This is a genomic window from Pseudomonas sp. MB-090624, assembly GCF_003205245.1.
In the GTDB taxonomy this organism is placed as follows: Bacteria; Pseudomonadota; Gammaproteobacteria; order Pseudomonadales; family Pseudomonadaceae; genus Aquipseudomonas; species Aquipseudomonas juntendi.
Genome location: NZ_QJRK01000023.1, coordinates 83,185 through 97,521 on the forward strand (window position 1 = coordinate 83,185; position 14,337 = coordinate 97,521).

A 14,337-nucleotide genomic window follows, 5' to 3' on the forward strand; every position below is an offset into this window, starting at 1 on the left:
ACCAGCTTGTAATGGGCGCCGTTATAACAGGTTCTTTAGTTGATATAGCATTTCGATAGCTTGACGCGGGGTCATGTCGTCCAGCTGCAGTTTGCCCAGCTTTTCGATGGCCGGGTGTGGCAGGCTGGCGAACAGGTCGCTCTGGTGCGGCACCTGCGGCGCGTCCTTGGCCTTTTGGGCCACGGGCTGCTCATGGGGCAGGCTGCTGGTTTCCAGCCGGCCAAGGTGTTCGCGGGCACGTTGGATCACCACGGCCGGCACGCCCGCCAGTTGTGCCACCGCCAGGCCGTAGCTCTGGCTGGCAGGCCCAGGCAGTACGTGGTGCAGGAACACGATGCGTTCGTTGTGCTCGGTGGCGTTCAGGTGCACGTTGGCCACCAGTGGCTCGCTTTCCGGCAGCACGGTGAGTTCGAAATAGTGGGTGGCGAACAGCGTGTAAGCGCGCAGTTCGGCCAGCCGCTCGGCGGCGGCCCAGGCCAGCGAGAGGCCGTCGAAGGTGCTGGTGCCCCGGCCCACTTCGTCCATCAGCACCAGGCTGCGGTCAGTGGCATTGTGCAGGATGTTGGCGGTTTCGCTCATCTCGACCATGAATGTCGAGCGCCCGCCGGCCAGGTCGTCACTGGAGCCGATACGGGTGAAGATGCGGTCGACCAGCGACAGCTCGCAGCTGGCGGCCGGTACGAAACTACCGATGTGGGCCAGCAGCACGATCAGGGCGGTCTGGCGCATGTAGGTGGACTTACCGCCCATGTTCGGGCCGGTGATGATCAGCATGCGCGTGTTGTTGTCCAGGCCCAGGTCGTTGGCCACGAACGGCGTGGTCAGCACCTGCTCGACGACCGGGTGACGGCCTTGCTCGATCCGCAGGCAGGGCTCGTCGACAAAGCGTGGGCAGTTCAGGTCGAGGTTCAGCGCGCGCTCGGCCAGGTTGCTGAGTACGTCCAGTTCGGCCAGGGCGGCAGCGCTGTCCTGCAGCGGCGCCAGGTGGCTGATCAGGGTTTCCAGCAGGGCGTCGTAGAGCATCTTCTCGCGGGCCAGGGCGCGGCTCTTGGCCGACAGTGCCTTGTCCTCGAAGGCCTTCAGCTCCGGCGTGATGAAGCGTTCGGCACCTTTGAGGGTCTGGCGACGAATGTAGTCGCCGGGAGCCTGTTCGGCCTGCTTGGTCGGCAGCTCGATGAAGTAGCCGTGCACCCGGTTGTAGCCGACCTTCAGGTTGGCCAGGCCGGTGCGCGCCTTTTCGCGGGCTTCGAGGTCGATCAGGAACTGCCCGGCGTTTTCGCTGATGGCCAGCAGGTCGTCCAGTTCGTTGTCGTAACCGGCCTTGAGCACGCCGCCATCGCGGATGACCGCCGGCGGGTTGTCGATGATCGCCCGTTCCAGCAGGCTGGCCAGCTCGGGGTAGGTACCGGTGATCGCAGCCAGGCGTGCCAGGTGCGGCGCTTCGAGCTCGGTCATGGCGTTCTGCAGCTCGGGCAGCGCGCCCAGGGCGTCGCGCAGCCGGGCCAGGTCACGCGGGCGGGCGTTACGCAGGCCGATACGCGCCAGGATACGCTCGATGTCGCCAATTTCTTTCAGCTGTGGCTGCAGCTTTTCGAAACGGTAGCCGTCGAGCAGGCAGCGAATCGAGTCCTGGCGTGCCTGGAGCACCTTGAGGTCGCGCAGCGGGCGGTTCAGCCAGCGGCTCAGCAGGCGGCTGGCCATGGCCGTCTGGCAGCGGTCGACCACCGATTGCAGGGTATTGTCGCGCCCGCCGGCCAGGTTGATGTCCAGTTCCAGGTTGCGCCGGCTGGCGCCATCGAGGATGACCGTATCGTCCAGGCGCTCATGGCGCAGGCTGCGCAGATGCGGCAGCGCAGTGCGCTGGGTTTCCTTGGCGTAGGTCAGCAGGCAGCCAGCGGCACCGATGGCCAGGGTCAGCTTGTCGCAGCCGAAGCCTTTCAGGTCCTTGGTTGCGAACTGCTGGCACAAGGCCTTGCGCGCTGAGTCGCGGTCGAAGTCCCACGGTGCACGGCGCCGCGCGCCCGGGCGCTTCTCGGCGGGCAGGTCGCGTGGCCAGTCGTCGGGGATCAGCAGCTCGACCGGGTTCAGGCGCTCGAGTTCGGCCAGCAGGTTTTCCCAGCCCTTGATCTCCTGCACGCTGAAGTTACCGCTGGTGATGTCCAGTACGGCCAGGCCGAACAGGCGCTCGTCACCGAGCAGCGCGGCAATCAGGTTGTCGCGGCGTTCGTCGAGCAGGGCTTCATCGCTGACCGTGCCGGGGGTGATGATGCGCACCACCTGGCGCTCGACCGGGCCCTTGCTGGTCGCTGGGTCGCCGATCTGCTCGCAGATCACCACCGATTCGCCCAGTTTGACCAGCTTGGCCAGGTAACCTTCCAGCGAATGGAACGGAATCCCGCACATGGGGATGGACTGGCCGGCCGACTGGCCGCGCGCGGTCAGCGTGATGTCCAGCAGTTTGGCGGCTTTTTTCGCATCTTCGTAGAAGATCTCGTAGAAGTCGCCCATGCGGTAGAACATCAACTGGTCCGGGTGCTGATTCTTCAGCTTCCAGTACTGTTGCATCATCGGGGTGTGTGCGGAGAGATCAGACATTCAGGGCCTTACAGCGGGTGATCTGGTTGGCGGTAAACCGGCAATGGTACAGGCTTTTTTCGCGAGATGCAGGCACGTACGGAACAGTGGCCGCAGCCGCTGCAGGCCGCTGCGGTGCTGCAGGTTTCCTGAGCCAGGTTGCCGGCAGGGTGGTAGGGTAGAGGGCCGCCCTGGAGGAGCCCGACATGGACCCGATCACCCTGCTTGCCGCCCGTTTGGGTGAACATCTGCGCCGTTTGGATGCCCAAGTGACCACTGCCGAGTCCTGCACGGGCGGCGGCATCGCGCAAGCCATCACACGCATCCCCGGTAGCTCCGCCTGGTTCGAGGCCGGTTACGTGACGTACTCCAATGCCCAGAAAACCCGCCAGCTGGGGGTGCCCGAGGCGCTGTTTGGGCAGGTGGGGGCGGTCAGCCAGGAGGTGGTCGAGGCCATGGTCCGCGGCGCCCAGGCGGCCAGCGGCGCGCGCTTTGCCGTGGCGGTGAGCGGGGTGGCGGGGCCGGATGGCGGCTCGCCGGCCAAACCCGTGGGTACCGTGTGGCTGGCCTGGGGCGACGGCAGTCGGGTGATCAGCCAGCGGCGGCAGTTCGACGGCGACCGTGAGGCGGTGCGCCGACAGACGGTGAGCGCCGCGTTAGACGGCTTGTTACAGCTTGCTGGCGAGGAAATCGAAGACAGGGGTTTGCGCCAGCGCTAGCCTGTGGAATAATACTGGCTACTTATACAGGTATTGCGGCCGTCAGGGCCCGTCGAACACGTGAGGATTTCAATGGACGACAACAAGAAGCGCGCCTTGGCTGCGGCCCTGGGTCAGATCGAACGTCAATTCGGTAAAGGCGCGGTAATGCGCATGGGCGACCACGAGCGCCAGGCTATCCCGGCCATCTCTACCGGCTCTCTGGGCCTGGACATTGCCTTGGGCATTGGTGGTCTGCCAAAGGGCCGTATCGTCGAAATCTACGGTCCGGAGTCGTCGGGTAAGACCACGCTGACCCTGTCGGTCATCGCCGAAGCCCAGAAGAATGGCGCCACCTGCGCCTTCGTCGACGCCGAGCACGCACTCGACCCTGAATATGCCGGCAAGCTGGGCGTCAATGTCGACGACCTGCTGGTCTCGCAGCCGGACACGGGTGAGCAGGCCCTGGAAATCACCGACATGCTGGTGCGTTCCAACGCAGTTGACGTGATCATCGTCGACTCGGTCGCCGCGCTGGTACCCAAGGCCGAGATCGAAGGCGAAATGGGCGACATGCACGTGGGCCTGCAGGCTCGCCTGATGTCCCAGGCGCTGCGCAAGATCACCGGTAACATCAAGAACGCCAACTGCCTGGTCATCTTCATCAACCAGATCCGCATGAAGATCGGCGTCATGTTCGGTAGCCCGGAAACCACCACCGGTGGTAACGCCCTGAAGTTCTACGCCTCTGTGCGTCTGGACATCCGCCGCACCGGCGCTGTCAAGGAAGGCGACGAGGTGGTCGGTAGCGAAACCCGCGTCAAGATCGTCAAGAACAAGGTCTCGCCTCCGTTCCGTCAGGCCGAGTTCCAGATCCTCTACGGCAAGGGTATCTACCGTAACGGTGAGATCATCGACTTGGGCGTTGCCCAAGGCCTGGTCGAGAAGTCCGGTGCCTGGTACGCCTACCAGGGCAACAAGATCGGCCAAGGTAAAGCCAACGCGGCCAAGTACCTGGCGGAAAACCCGGCTATCGGTACCGAGATCGAGAGGCAGATCCGTGAGAAGCTGCTGAACGCTGGCGCTGTAGCCGCAGCCGGTAAAGCTGCCGCTGTCGAAGCGGGTGCCGACGACATGGCCGACGCTGAAGCCGGTTATTGATCGCGTGGTTTATAGCTGAACATGTCCGCCGTACTCGACACCCCCGTCGCCATTCGGCGGACAGCCATGGACCTGCTTGCGCGACGTGAGCATGGTCGCGTCGAGCTGACGCGCAAGTTGCGTCAGCGCGGTGCCTCCGATGAGCTGATCGAGCCAGAGCTCGACCGGCTCACCGAAGAGGGTCTGCTGAGTGAAGCCCGTTACCTCGAGAGCTTCATTCGTTACCGTTCCGGTTCTGGCTATGGCCCAGCACGTATTCGTGAAGAGCTGGGGCAGCGTGGTTTGCTGCGCGCCGACATTGAGCAGGCGCTGCGTGAAAGCGGCGTGGATTGGGCCGAACGTATGCGGGATGTATGGCAGCGCAAGTTCGCCGGGCAACGCCCGCAGGACCCGCGCAGCCGCGCCCAGCAAACCCGTTTTCTCGCCTATCGGGGCTTCACCATGGACATGATCGGCCGCTTGCTCAGCGGGCGAGACCTCGACGATTACTAGCCGCCGCAGACCTCGCAACAATCCCCGTAGCAGCGGCCTCAGCCGCGAACATCGGCAACGCCGGTACTCTCCAGCGCGCTGCCCCAAGTGCCTGATCAGCTGACCTTCAACGCCTCCCTGGCCCGCTGCGTGGTATGCATGGGCTGTGGCTTGGCCCAGTTCTCCGGCAGGTTGATAAAGTCCACCAGTTCGCGCAGGCGCCCTTGGTTTCGGCCATTGAAGGCGAACGACAAACGGGTCAGGTGGCTGTAGTCCCCCAACTCATGTTCGGCGCTGCTGTCTGCTTGCTGGTGATACTTGCCGCTCAGGCGCAGGTCAGCAAAGCCTTCCTCGATGTCAGACAGCGCCGCCTCGCTCAGGGCGTGATGCATGCGGATCACGAACTGGCTGTTCAACCAGCGGCTGGAGTGATAGTTGCGGTAGAACTGGTTGATTTCCTCCACCGCCTCCTCGGCACTGTGCACCAGGCGCACCAGCTTCAGGTCACTCGGCAGAATGTAATGGTTGTCCTCCAGTTGGCGGCTGATGAAGCCCAGGCAATCACGCCAGAAGCTGCCGCCCGGTGAGTCCAGCAATACCACGGGGACCAGCGGGCTTTTGCCGGTCTGGATCAGGGTCAGCACTTCCAGCGCCTCATCGAGGGTACCGAAGCCGCCCGGGCACAGCACCAGGGCATCGGCCTCCTTGACGAAGAACAGTTTGCGGATGAAGAAGAAGTGGAAAGGCAGCAGCTTGTCGGTGCCGTCCACCGTAGGGTTGGCATGCTGTTCGAAAGGCAGGGTGATGTTGAAGCCCAGGCTGTGGGCGCTGCCGGCGCCTTCGTGGGCTGCTGCCATGATGCCGCCGCCTGCGCCGGTGATGACCATCAGGTCCGAGCGCGCCAGGGTTGCGCCCAGTTCACGGGCCAGTGCATACATCGGGTGTTCCAGCGGCGTACGCGCCGAGCCGAACACGGTCACCTTGCGGCGGCCCTTGTAGCGCTGCAGGGTGCGGAACGACTGGTCCAGTTCGCGCAAGGCCTGCAGGGTGATCTTGGCGCTCCAGCGATCACTGTCATCGTGGGCCATGCGCAGGATGGTCAGCATCATGTCACGGTACAGCGGCAGGTTCGGGCTGTCGGGTGCAACCAGTTGCAATTGGGCGTCGATGTGGCTCAGGTCGATATGGTTGTCCTGGAAGTGGCTGAACAGCGATTCGTTCGATTGGTAAGGCATGCAACGTCTCCTTCTGCACCAATACCTCTAAACCTCAATCTAGACCGTGGCGGCCGATCGTGCCGGGGGGATTGCCAGCGCCACCCGTCGGCACGTGGCCAATGGCGGCAGGGGTTTGGTTAACTGGTAAAGCGAAACGTATCGATGCGGGAGGTGGCGGTATGCATCGCTTGGTCATCGAAGTGGACCTGCAGCTCTACCAGCAATTGGAACGTGCCGCTCAGGTACATCACCTGAGCCTGGAGGCCGAGTGCCAGCGCCGGCTCGCAGGCCTGGAATGCCAGTCGCGTTACGTGCAGGCGCTATTGGCCGAGATGCGCGCCGAAGCTGCCGAGGGGCACTGGCGCGCACGGGAGGAAAACCAGGTGTAGCCTGGGCGCGGCGTTTACTTCTTCTTGTTGCCGGCTACGCAGCTGGCATTGTCGAAGGCCTGGTCCATGATCGGCTGGTTGGTTTTGTAGACGGTGAACCGGTAAACCATCACCGCGCCCTTGGACATCAGGTTGCGGAAGCCGTTGTTGCGGCACACGCTGTCGCCCAATTGGCTGCGCACCTGTGCAGGGTTGGCCTGCATGCGCTCGGCGTGGCTCTGGCGCACGCTGAGGTGGTTGACCAGCGCCTTGCCTTCCACGGTGTAACCCTGATCGAGGATGTCTTCATTGATGGCACGTGGGGTGCCGACGCTGCTCTCTTTGGCGACCTTTTCCAGCATCTTGTTCAGGTCGTAGTCCTGTTTGGAAGCCGCCTGGGCTGCCAGGGGCAGGGCGAGCATCAGGCTCAGGGCGGGGGCGATAAGACGCAGCATGGGTATCTCCTGGTTCGATGACTGGCGCTTTGACATGCGCGGGTCGACGGCGTTCCGTCAACCCTGGGCTGGCGGTAGCCCAAGGGTACGGGAAAGCCCGATTATAAGGATTCTGGTAAACTGGCGCCCTTGTTTTCCCAGAGCCATCCTTGTGTCCATTTCCCATCTTTCCACAGGCCTGCCGGCATGAGCCATGCGGTAGCGCGCCTGCGTGCCGAGCGCCTGGCCCGCAGCAACAAGCCTTTCATTGCCCGAGGGTCGCGGGCCGAGCGTTGCCCAGATTGCCGGGTCATTGCCAGCCATTGCCTGTGCGCCTGGAAGCCCCGCGTGCAGGCCGACGCCGGCATGTGCCTGCTGATGCACGACACCGAGCCACTGAAACCCACCAATACCGGCTGGCTGATTGCCGACCTGATCGAAGATACCTCGGCGTTCGGCTGGCTGCGCACCTCGGTTGACGAGCGCCTGCTGGCCCTGCTCGACGACCCGCACTGGCAGCCCTACATCGTTTTCCCAGGTGAGTTCGTCGCCCCGCAGCGGGTGGTCAGCGAGGTGGTGCGTGAGCCGGGCAAGCGCCCGCTGTTCATCCTGCTGGATGCCACCTGGACCGAGGCGCGCAAGATGTTCCGCAAAAGCCCATACCTGGACCGGTTCCCGGTATTGAGCCTGCAGGCCGAACAGATGTCACGCTACCGCCTGCGCCGCTCCAAGCGCGATGATCACTTCTGCACCGCAGAAGTTGCAGCCATGTGCCTGGAGCTGGCTGGCGATAGCCTGGCCTCGCAGGCGCTGGATGCCTACCTGGATGTATTCAGCCTGCATTACCTCAGTGGCAAGCGGCGCCTGCCGCTGGACGAGCAGGACGAGACCCATCAGCGTTTGCATACCTTCCTATAGTCCAAGGGGCACCCACCCGGCTTTGGTTCATAATGACGGGGCTGGCAGCCAGGGTGGGCGAGGCGGCAAGGCGGTTGGCTTGACCACCCTTGACCGTGCTCGGCATGCTTGGCGCCGATTCCCCGTCGGGCACTTGGCAACCCCCAGTGCCCGGGACAGAACAGGATCCTTAGATCGATGGCCACTTACGAAATCCTGATTGCCGATGACCACCCGCTGTTTCGCGGCGCCCTGCGCCAGGCCGTTACCCTCGGCCTTGGCCCGGACGTTCGCCTGGTCGAGGTTGCGAGCATTGCCGAGCTGGAGGTGCGGTTGAGCGAAAAAGCCGACTGGGACCTCGTGCTCCTCGACCTGAACATGCCGGGTGCCTACGGTTTTTCCGGGCTGGTGCTGCTGCGCGGGCAATACCCGCAAATTCCCGTGGTGATGGTTTCGGCGCAGGAGGAGGCCGCCGTGGTGGTCAAGTCCCGCGAGTTTGGCGCCAGTGGCTTCATTCCCAAGTCCAGCCCGCTGGAAGTGATCCAGGATGCGGTGCGCAAAGTGCTCGACGGCGAAGTCTGGTGGCCGCCGCAGGCGTTCGAGAAGGTCGATGTTTCGGCCGAGGCCAAGGCCGCCAGTGAAGGCCTGGCGAGCCTCACGCCGCAGCAGTTCCGGGTACTGACCATGGTCTGCGAAGGCCTGCTGAACAAGCAGATTGCCTATGAGCTGAATGTCTCGGAGGCCACCATCAAGGCCCACGTCACGGCGATTTTCCGTAAACTGGGGGTGCGCACCCGCACCCAGGCTGCGCTGCTGTTGCAACAACTTGAATCAGTTGCCAGCCACTGACGCGTGCGGCTTCACGCTTTTTTGACCTGAGCCGGTCTAGCCTGCCGGCCTTCTGTTGTGAAATGACTCACATGACATCGCCATTCAAGGGCCAGACCGGCCTCAAACGTATCTTCAACGCCGCTGGCTATTCGCTGGACGGCCTGCGCGCGGCCTTCAAGGGCGAAGCGGCATTCCGCCAACTGGTGCTGCTCAACGTGCTGCTGATCCCGGTGGCGTTCTGGCTGCCGGTCAGCCGTGCAGAGCGGGCGATCATGATCGCCGTGTGCCTGCTGGGGTTGATTGTCGAGCTGTTCAACTCTGCGATCGAGGCCGCTATCGATCGCATTTCGCTGGAGCGCCACCCGCTGTCGAAAAACGCCAAGGACATGGGCAGCGCCGCACAGCTGGTGGCGCTGAGCATGGTGGCGCTGGTGTGGGGGGTGATCCTGCTTTAAGCGATCGGCGGCAACACGATTTCGTCGCTGCGGGTGAAGCCCGCGGTGAAGTTGCGGCAGAGCTCCAGAAATTCGCGCATGGCCGAGGTCTGGTACTTCTGCTTGTGCCAAATGAAGTAGAACTGGCGCATCAGGTCCAGCTCCGGGGTTTCCACCGGTACCAGGCTGCCACGGCGAAAGGCGTCCCGCAGGGCCAGGCGTGAAATGCAGCCGATACCCAACCCCGATTCCACTGCACGCTTGATCGCCTCGGTGTGCTCCAGTTCCAGGCGGATGTTGAGGTTGGCGCGGTGATGGCGCATGGCCTGGTCGAAGGTCAGGCGCGTCCCCGAGCCTTGTTCGCGCAGGATCCACGCTTCCTGCGACAGGCTGTCGATATCGGCACGGCCCAGCTTGGCCAGCGGGTGCTGGGGTGCGCAGAACACCACCAGTTCGTCCTCCACCCAAGGCTGGACCTCCAGGTCGGGGTGGTTGCAGTCACCTTCGATCAGACCCAGATCAATTTCGTAATGAGCGACCTGCTGCACGATATGCACGGTGTTCTGGACATGCAGCTTCACCTGGCTCTCAGGGTGGGTCTGCATGTAGCTGCCGATCAACAGGGTGGCCAGGTAGTTGCCAATGGTGAGCGTGGCGCCGACCGCCAGTGAGCCGAAACCGGACTTGCCATTGAGCAGGTCTTCGATTTCCTTGGCCTGGTCGAGCAGCGCGACCGCCTGCGGCAACAACTGGTGGCCGAGGGCGTTGAGGGCCAGGCGTTTGCCGGCGCGGTCGAACAGTTGGCAACTCGATTGCCGCTCCAGTTCGGTGATGGAGGTGCTGGCGGCCGATTGCGACAAGGCCAGCAGGCTAGCGGCGCGAGAGACGCTCTGGTGCTGGGCTACCGCGACGAAGACTTGCAGTTGACGAAGTGTAAATCGCATATCGATATAACCGATAACACATATCTTGATAATCCAGTTAACAGATATTGTCGCTGCCCCTAAACTATCGCGCAACTGTGCGTGCTGCACGCGCTGCGTTTTTCTTCAGGAGCCCCATCGATGAGCAACATGAACCACGAACGTGTCCTCAGTGTGCACCACTGGAACGACACCCTGTTCAGCTTCAAGTGCACCCGCGACCCGGGGCTGCGCTTCGAGAACGGTCAGTTCGTGATGATCGGCCTGCAGCAGGAAAGCGGCCGTCCGCTCATGCGTGCCTACTCCATCGCCTCGCCGAACTGGGAAGAGCACCTGGAGTTCTTCAGCATCAAGGTGCCGGACGGCCCGCTGACGTCGCAGTTGCAGCACCTGAAGGAAGGCGACGAGATCATCATCAGCAAGAAGCCTACCGGCACGCTGGTACTGGACGACCTGAACCCAGGCAAGCACCTGTACCTGCTGAGCACCGGCACTGGCCTGGCGCCGTTCATGAGCGTCATCCAGGACCCGGAAACCTACGAGCGCTTCGAAAAAGTGATCCTGGTGCACGGCGTGCGTTACGTGAACGAAGTGGCCTACCGCGAATTCATCACCGAGCACCTGCCACAGAACGAGTTCTTCGGTGAGGCGGTGCGCGAAAAACTGATCTACTACCCGACCGTGACTCGCGAGCCGTTCGAGAACCAGGGCCGCCTGACCGACCTGATGCGCAGCGGCAAGCTGTTCAGCGACATCGGCCTGCCGCCGATCAACCCGCAGGACGACCGTGCGATGATCTGCGGTAGCCCGAGCATGCTCGACGAGACCAGCGAAGTGCTGGACAGCTTCGGCCTGAAGATCTCCCCGCGCATGCGCGAGCCGGGCGACTACCTGATCGAGCGTGCCTTCGTCGAGAAATAAGGCGCAGGTAGGTACGAAGAAGGCGACCCTCGGGTTAATGCCTGTCAGTTAAGCGTTACTGGGGCTGCTTTGCAGCCCTTCGCGGGCACGCCCGCTCCCACAAGGGATCGCGCATTTCTTGATTTCAGCGCCAAACGTGTGGGAGTGGGCGTGCCCGCGAAGGGTCGCAAAGCGGCCCCAAATTACTTAACTGACAGGCATTTATTCATTGGCTGTTCCGGCCTATTCAACCCGGGTCTCGCCGCTGTACACCAGAATACCCCGGCAACGCTTGCACAGGTAACGGCGGCCCTGGCGCACCAGCTTGTGCCGCTGGGCGGTAAACGGGAAGTCACTCTGCGGGCAAGGGCAGCGGTAGATGTAACGGGTCACCACGCGCCGTTGCACCTCGTAGTTGTGGCAGCGGTTTGGCGGCAGTTCGTATACGCCGCGCATGATCAGTTGCCATTCCTCGCCATGGGCCTGGATGCGGTCACCGAACAATTGGTGGGCCACCAGGTGCGCCACTTCGTGCGCGACCGTCTGGCGCAGAAAGTCCTCCTGATTGTCACGGTACAACTGCAGGTTGAAACGCAGCAGGTTCTCGTGCAGGTGGGCGACGCCGGCTTTTTGCCCGCGCAGCTTGAAGCTGATTTCCGGGCGCGGGAACTGGCGTTTGAAGAAGGTTTCGGCTTGCTGGTAACAGGTTTCGACGCGTTGCTTGAGCAGCTCGGGCATGGCGGGGTGGTTCTCCTGACCCGATCATTATGCCGCAACCTCGGGCCATGTGCCGAGCCACCGGTCAGCGCTCAGCCAAGGGCCGCCTTGCGGCGACCCCTGGTTGATGCCCCGGTGTTGGTCGAGTCTGTTCTAGTTGGTGTAGACCGGCCCCACGCCCAGTCCCCAGATGATCACCGTGGCGGCCATGATCGCCACCAGCACTACCAGGCCCACCGCCAGCACCGAGCTGGAGAACAGGAAGCCTTCGTCAGCGGGTATGTTCATGAAGGTCGGCAAGCCGACGTACAGCAGGTACACCGTGTAACAGACCGCCGCAGTGCCGATCAGCATGCCCAGCCACAAGTGCGGGTACAGCGCCGCCAGGCCGCCGATGAACAATGGGGTGGCCGTATAGGTGGCGAACGCTATGCACTGGGCCATGGATGGGTTGGCATCGTAGGTGCGGGCCATCCAGTGGATGAACGCGCCCATTACCGCTACCCCGGCCAGCATCGCCAGGTAGGACATGATGCTCATCCACAGGGCACTTTCCATGGTCAGCATCACGGCCGGCCGGTCGCCGATCACCCAGCCGACCTGGGTGGTGCCGATGAACGCGGACACTGCGGGAATCGCCGCAAGGATCAGGGTGTGCGTCAGGTACATGTGGCTGATGGATTCTTCTTCGCCACGGATTTCCCGCCATTCCTGGTCGGGATGGGTAAACAGCCCCACAACGTGATGAATCATGCCGTCACTCCTCTCAATGTTGCCAAACGCCCCCACATGGAGCGCAAGCGGCCCGAGGCCGAACACCGAAGCAAGCGGTAATGTGGCCTTATGTCGCAGTATAGGAAGCGGTTACCCGCACAAACCGCGCTTTTTAGAGCAAATTGCGCTGTCGCCCGCCCTGTTGATTACATTGAAGTCTTTGTCGGAATGCCTACAGCGCGGGCGCGTTTGTGCGTAAAATAGCCGCCTTTTGTCACACCTCGCGGATTCAAGCGCTATGGGCACCCTCTCGGTCAACCAGAACAAACTGCAAAAACGCCTGCGTCGTCTCGCCGGCGAAGCCATCACCGACTACAACATGATCGAGGATGGCGACAAGGTCATGGTCTGCCTGTCCGGCGGCAAGGACAGCTACACCATGCTCGATGTTCTGTTGCACCTGCAGAAGGTGGCGCCGATCACCTTCGAGATCGTTGCGGTGAACATGGACCAGAAGCAACCAGGGTTCCCCGAGCACGTGCTGCCGGCGTACCTGAAGGCGCTGGGGGTCGAGTACCACATCGTCGAGAAGGACACCTACTCGGTGGTCAAGGAGCTGGTGCCCGAGGGCAAGACCACCTGCTCGCTGTGCTCGCGCCTGCGCCGTGGCACGCTGTACACCTTCGCCGACGAAATCGGTGCGACCAAGATGGCGCTGGGGCACCACCGCGACGACATCGTCGAAACCTTCTTCCTCAACATGTTCTTCAACGGCGCGCTCAAGGGCATGCCGCCGAAGCTGCGTGCCGACGATGGTCGCAACGTGGTGATCCGCCCGTTGGCCTACTGCAGCGAGAAGGATATCCAGGCCTACTCGGACATGAAGGCCTTCCCGATCATCCCGTGCAACCTGTGCGGCTCGCAGGAAAACCTGCAGCGCCAGGTGGTCAAGGACATGCTGGTGGAGTGGGAGCGCAAGCACCCGGGCCGTACGGAGAGCATTTTCCGTGCATTGCAGAACGTGGCGCCGTCGCAGCTGGCCGACCGCAACCTGTTCGACTTCACCAGCCTGAAGATCGACGAAAACGCGGCGCCGCGCTTCCTGGACGTGGTGAACATCTAGGCCTATGCGCGATTATCAGTGGCTGCATGAGTACTGCCTGAACCGCTTCGGCTCTGCCCAGGCGCTGGAAGCCTTCCTGCCGCAGCCGCGCACGCCGGCGCAACTGCGCCAGATCAGCGACGACCGCTACCTTTCGACCTTGGCCCTGCGTGTATTTCGCGCTGGCCTCAAGCACAGCCTGGTGGATGCCAAGTGGCCGGCCTTCGAGCAGGTGTTTTTCGGCTTCGACCCGGAAAAAGTGGTGTTGATGGGCGCCGAACACCTGGAGCGGCTGATGCAGGATCAGCGCATCATCCGCCACCTGGGCAAACTCAAGAGCGTGCCACGCAATGCACAGATGGTGCTGGACATCGCCAAGGTGCATGGCAGTTTTGGCGCGTTCGTTGCCGACTGGCCGGTGACCGACATTGTCGGGCTGTGGAAGTACCTGGCCAAGCATGGCAACCAGCTCGGCGGTTTGTCGGCGCCACGGTTCTTGCGCATGGTTGGCAAGGACACCTTTGTCCCGACCGAGGACATGGCGGCGGCGCTGATTGCCCAAAAAGTGATCGACAAGCAGCCGACCAGCCAGCGCGACCTGGCGCTGGTGCAGCAGGTGTTCAACCAGTGGCACGCCGAAAGCGGGCGGCCGCTGTGCCAGTTGTCGGTGATGCTGGCGCATACCGTCAACCATTGAGCATGCCGGGGCCGCTGTGCGGCCCAATCGCCGGCAAGCCAGCTCCCACGGGGATCGCATCAGGGCTGACATGTGTTTGCCACAAGGTATGCAGCGCCTGTTAGAGCGAGCGCCGCCCGCGCGGCGCATCGCGAGCTGCGCTCGCTCCTACGTTTGTTTCGGGCCAATTATTCCTGTGGGATTCGCGCGCGAACGCCTT

The 14,337-nt window shown here is 62.8% G+C and carries 16 protein-coding genes; 10 read left to right on the forward strand and 6 right to left on the reverse strand.

Annotated elements, in window-relative coordinates; genetic code table 11:
* Positions 1-21: 21 nt before the first annotated feature.
* Positions 22-2,595, reverse strand: a complete 2,574-nt coding sequence (gene mutS, locus DMX12_RS14635) for a DNA mismatch repair protein MutS (RefSeq protein WP_110678276.1) — start codon at positions 2,593-2,595, stop codon at positions 22-24.
* A gap of 185 nt (positions 2,596-2,780) precedes the next feature.
* Here mutS and DMX12_RS14640 point away from each other — a divergent pair, with 185 nt between their 5' ends.
* From DMX12_RS14640 to recX, 3 genes are all read left to right on the forward strand, one after another.
* Positions 2,781-3,293: a CinA family protein gene (locus DMX12_RS14640; RefSeq protein ID WP_110678278.1), complete on the forward strand. Its 513-nt coding sequence runs from the start codon at positions 2,781-2,783 to the stop codon at positions 3,291-3,293.
* A 72-nt stretch (positions 3,294-3,365) separates the two neighbouring features.
* A complete protein-coding gene (gene recA, locus DMX12_RS14645; protein ID WP_009686047.1) occupies positions 3,366-4,433 on the forward strand; it encodes a recombinase RecA in 1,068 nt (355 codons plus the stop codon).
* Positions 4,434-4,454: 21 nt separating this feature from the next.
* Positions 4,455-4,925 carry a recombination regulator RecX gene (gene recX / locus DMX12_RS14650; protein ID WP_009686046.1) on the forward strand — a complete coding sequence of 157 codons (471 nt, stop codon included), beginning with the start codon at positions 4,455-4,457 and terminating at the stop codon, positions 4,923-4,925.
* Between the two features lie 95 nt (positions 4,926-5,020).
* Here the strand turns inward: recX and DMX12_RS14655 are convergent, their stop codons facing one another.
* Positions 5,021-6,139 carry an LOG family protein gene (locus DMX12_RS14655; RefSeq protein ID WP_110678281.1) on the reverse strand — a complete coding sequence of 373 codons (1,119 nt, stop codon included), beginning with the start codon at positions 6,137-6,139 and terminating at the stop codon, positions 5,021-5,023.
* 161 nt (positions 6,140-6,300) lie between these two features.
* Here DMX12_RS14655 and DMX12_RS14660 point away from each other — a divergent pair, with 161 nt between their 5' ends.
* A complete protein-coding gene (locus tag DMX12_RS14660; protein ID WP_009686044.1) occupies positions 6,301-6,510 on the forward strand; it encodes a hypothetical protein in 210 nt (69 codons plus the stop codon).
* A 14-nt stretch (positions 6,511-6,524) separates the two neighbouring features.
* Here DMX12_RS14660 and DMX12_RS14665 read toward each other — a convergent pair whose 3' ends face one another.
* A complete protein-coding gene (locus DMX12_RS14665) occupies positions 6,525-6,944 on the reverse strand; it encodes a quorum-sensing-regulated virulence factor family protein (protein WP_009686043.1) in 420 nt (139 codons plus the stop codon).
* A 186-nt stretch (positions 6,945-7,130) separates the two neighbouring features.
* On the opposite strand from DMX12_RS14665, the gene DMX12_RS14675 reads away from it, so the two are divergent.
* The 3 genes from DMX12_RS14675 to DMX12_RS14685 all read left to right on the forward strand — a co-directional run bounded on the left by DMX12_RS14675 (position 7,131) and on the right by DMX12_RS14685 (position 9,106).
* Positions 7,131-7,841: a tRNA-uridine aminocarboxypropyltransferase gene (locus DMX12_RS14675; protein WP_009686042.1), complete on the forward strand. Its 711-nt coding sequence runs from the start codon at positions 7,131-7,133 to the stop codon at positions 7,839-7,841.
* 177 nt (positions 7,842-8,018) lie between these two features.
* Positions 8,019-8,669, forward strand: a complete 651-nt coding sequence (erdR, locus tag DMX12_RS14680; protein ID WP_009686041.1) for a response regulator transcription factor ErdR — start codon at positions 8,019-8,021, stop codon at positions 8,667-8,669.
* A 71-nt stretch (positions 8,670-8,740) separates the two neighbouring features.
* Entirely contained in the window at positions 8,741-9,106 is a 366-nt protein-coding gene (locus DMX12_RS14685; protein WP_009686040.1) for a diacylglycerol kinase, read from the forward strand.
* Here DMX12_RS14685 and finR read toward each other — a convergent pair.
* A complete protein-coding gene (finR, locus tag DMX12_RS14690) occupies positions 9,103-10,029 on the reverse strand; it encodes a LysR family transcriptional regulator FinR (RefSeq protein ID WP_054890399.1) in 927 nt (308 codons plus the stop codon). The two genes, DMX12_RS14685 and finR, sit on opposite strands and share 4 nt — an antisense overlap.
* A 120-nt stretch (positions 10,030-10,149) precedes the next feature.
* Here finR and fpr point away from each other — a divergent pair, with 120 nt between their 5' ends.
* Positions 10,150-10,929, forward strand: coding sequence for a ferredoxin-NADP reductase (gene fpr / locus DMX12_RS14695; RefSeq protein WP_054890398.1), 780 nt, complete (start codon positions 10,150-10,152; stop codon positions 10,927-10,929).
* A 222-nt stretch (positions 10,930-11,151) separates the two neighbouring features.
* Here the strand turns inward: fpr and DMX12_RS14700 are convergent, their stop codons facing one another.
* Together DMX12_RS14700 and DMX12_RS14705 are read right to left on the reverse strand one after the other, a co-directional pair.
* A complete protein-coding gene (locus tag DMX12_RS14700; RefSeq protein ID WP_110678285.1) occupies positions 11,152-11,646 on the reverse strand; it encodes a SprT family zinc-dependent metalloprotease in 495 nt (164 codons plus the stop codon).
* Between the two features lie 132 nt (positions 11,647-11,778).
* Positions 11,779-12,378 (reverse strand): Yip1 family protein, encoded by a 600-nt coding sequence (locus tag DMX12_RS14705; RefSeq protein ID WP_009686035.1) that lies wholly within the window; start codon positions 12,376-12,378, stop codon positions 11,779-11,781.
* A 259-nt stretch (positions 12,379-12,637) separates the two neighbouring features.
* Between DMX12_RS14705 and ttcA the strand changes: the two genes are divergently transcribed.
* On the forward strand, positions 12,638-13,462 hold the full coding sequence (gene ttcA, locus DMX12_RS14710; RefSeq protein ID WP_009686034.1) for a tRNA 2-thiocytidine(32) synthetase TtcA: 825 nt from the start codon (positions 12,638-12,640) through the stop codon (positions 13,460-13,462).
* Between the two features lie 4 nt (positions 13,463-13,466).
* Positions 13,467-14,138: a DNA-3-methyladenine glycosylase I gene (locus tag DMX12_RS14715; RefSeq protein WP_009686033.1), complete on the forward strand. Its 672-nt coding sequence runs from the start codon at positions 13,467-13,469 to the stop codon at positions 14,136-14,138.
* Positions 14,139-14,337 lie beyond the last annotated feature (199 nt).

What these genes read in the sequence shown, in the direction of transcription:
- fpr (WP_054890398.1), top strand. Translation starts at nt 10,150, where the DNA reads ATGAGCAACATGAACCACGAACGTGTCCTCAGTGTGCACCACTGGAAC.
- erdR (WP_009686041.1), top strand. Translation starts at nt 8,019, where the DNA reads ATGGCCACTTACGAAATCCTGATTGCCGATGACCACCCGCTGTTTCGC.
- recX (WP_009686046.1), top strand. Translation starts at nt 4,455, where the DNA reads ATGTCCGCCGTACTCGACACCCCCGTCGCCATTCGGCGGACAGCCATG.
- DMX12_RS14705 (WP_009686035.1), bottom strand. Translation starts at nt 12,378, where the DNA reads ATGATTCATCACGTTGTGGGGCTGTTTACCCATCCCGACCAGGAATGG.
- mutS (WP_110678276.1), bottom strand. Translation starts at nt 2,595, where the DNA reads ATGTCTGATCTCTCCGCACACACCCCGATGATGCAACAGTACTGGAAG.
- DMX12_RS14675 (WP_009686042.1), top strand. Translation starts at nt 7,131, where the DNA reads ATGAGCCATGCGGTAGCGCGCCTGCGTGCCGAGCGCCTGGCCCGCAGC.
- ttcA (WP_009686034.1), top strand. Translation starts at nt 12,638, where the DNA reads ATGGGCACCCTCTCGGTCAACCAGAACAAACTGCAAAAACGCCTGCGT.
- DMX12_RS14700 (WP_110678285.1), bottom strand. Translation starts at nt 11,646, where the DNA reads ATGCCCGAGCTGCTCAAGCAACGCGTCGAAACCTGTTACCAGCAAGCC.
- recA (WP_009686047.1), top strand. Translation starts at nt 3,366, where the DNA reads ATGGACGACAACAAGAAGCGCGCCTTGGCTGCGGCCCTGGGTCAGATC.
- DMX12_RS14715 (WP_009686033.1), top strand. Translation starts at nt 13,467, where the DNA reads ATGCGCGATTATCAGTGGCTGCATGAGTACTGCCTGAACCGCTTCGGC.
- DMX12_RS14685 (WP_009686040.1), top strand. Translation starts at nt 8,741, where the DNA reads ATGACATCGCCATTCAAGGGCCAGACCGGCCTCAAACGTATCTTCAAC.
- DMX12_RS14640 (WP_110678278.1), top strand. Translation starts at nt 2,781, where the DNA reads ATGGACCCGATCACCCTGCTTGCCGCCCGTTTGGGTGAACATCTGCGC.
- finR (WP_054890399.1), bottom strand. Translation starts at nt 10,029, where the DNA reads ATGCGATTTACACTTCGTCAACTGCAAGTCTTCGTCGCGGTAGCCCAG.
- DMX12_RS14655 (WP_110678281.1), bottom strand. Translation starts at nt 6,139, where the DNA reads ATGCCTTACCAATCGAACGAATCGCTGTTCAGCCACTTCCAGGACAAC.
- DMX12_RS14665 (WP_009686043.1), bottom strand. Translation starts at nt 6,944, where the DNA reads ATGCTGCGTCTTATCGCCCCCGCCCTGAGCCTGATGCTCGCCCTGCCC.
- DMX12_RS14660 (WP_009686044.1), top strand. Translation starts at nt 6,301, where the DNA reads ATGCATCGCTTGGTCATCGAAGTGGACCTGCAGCTCTACCAGCAATTG.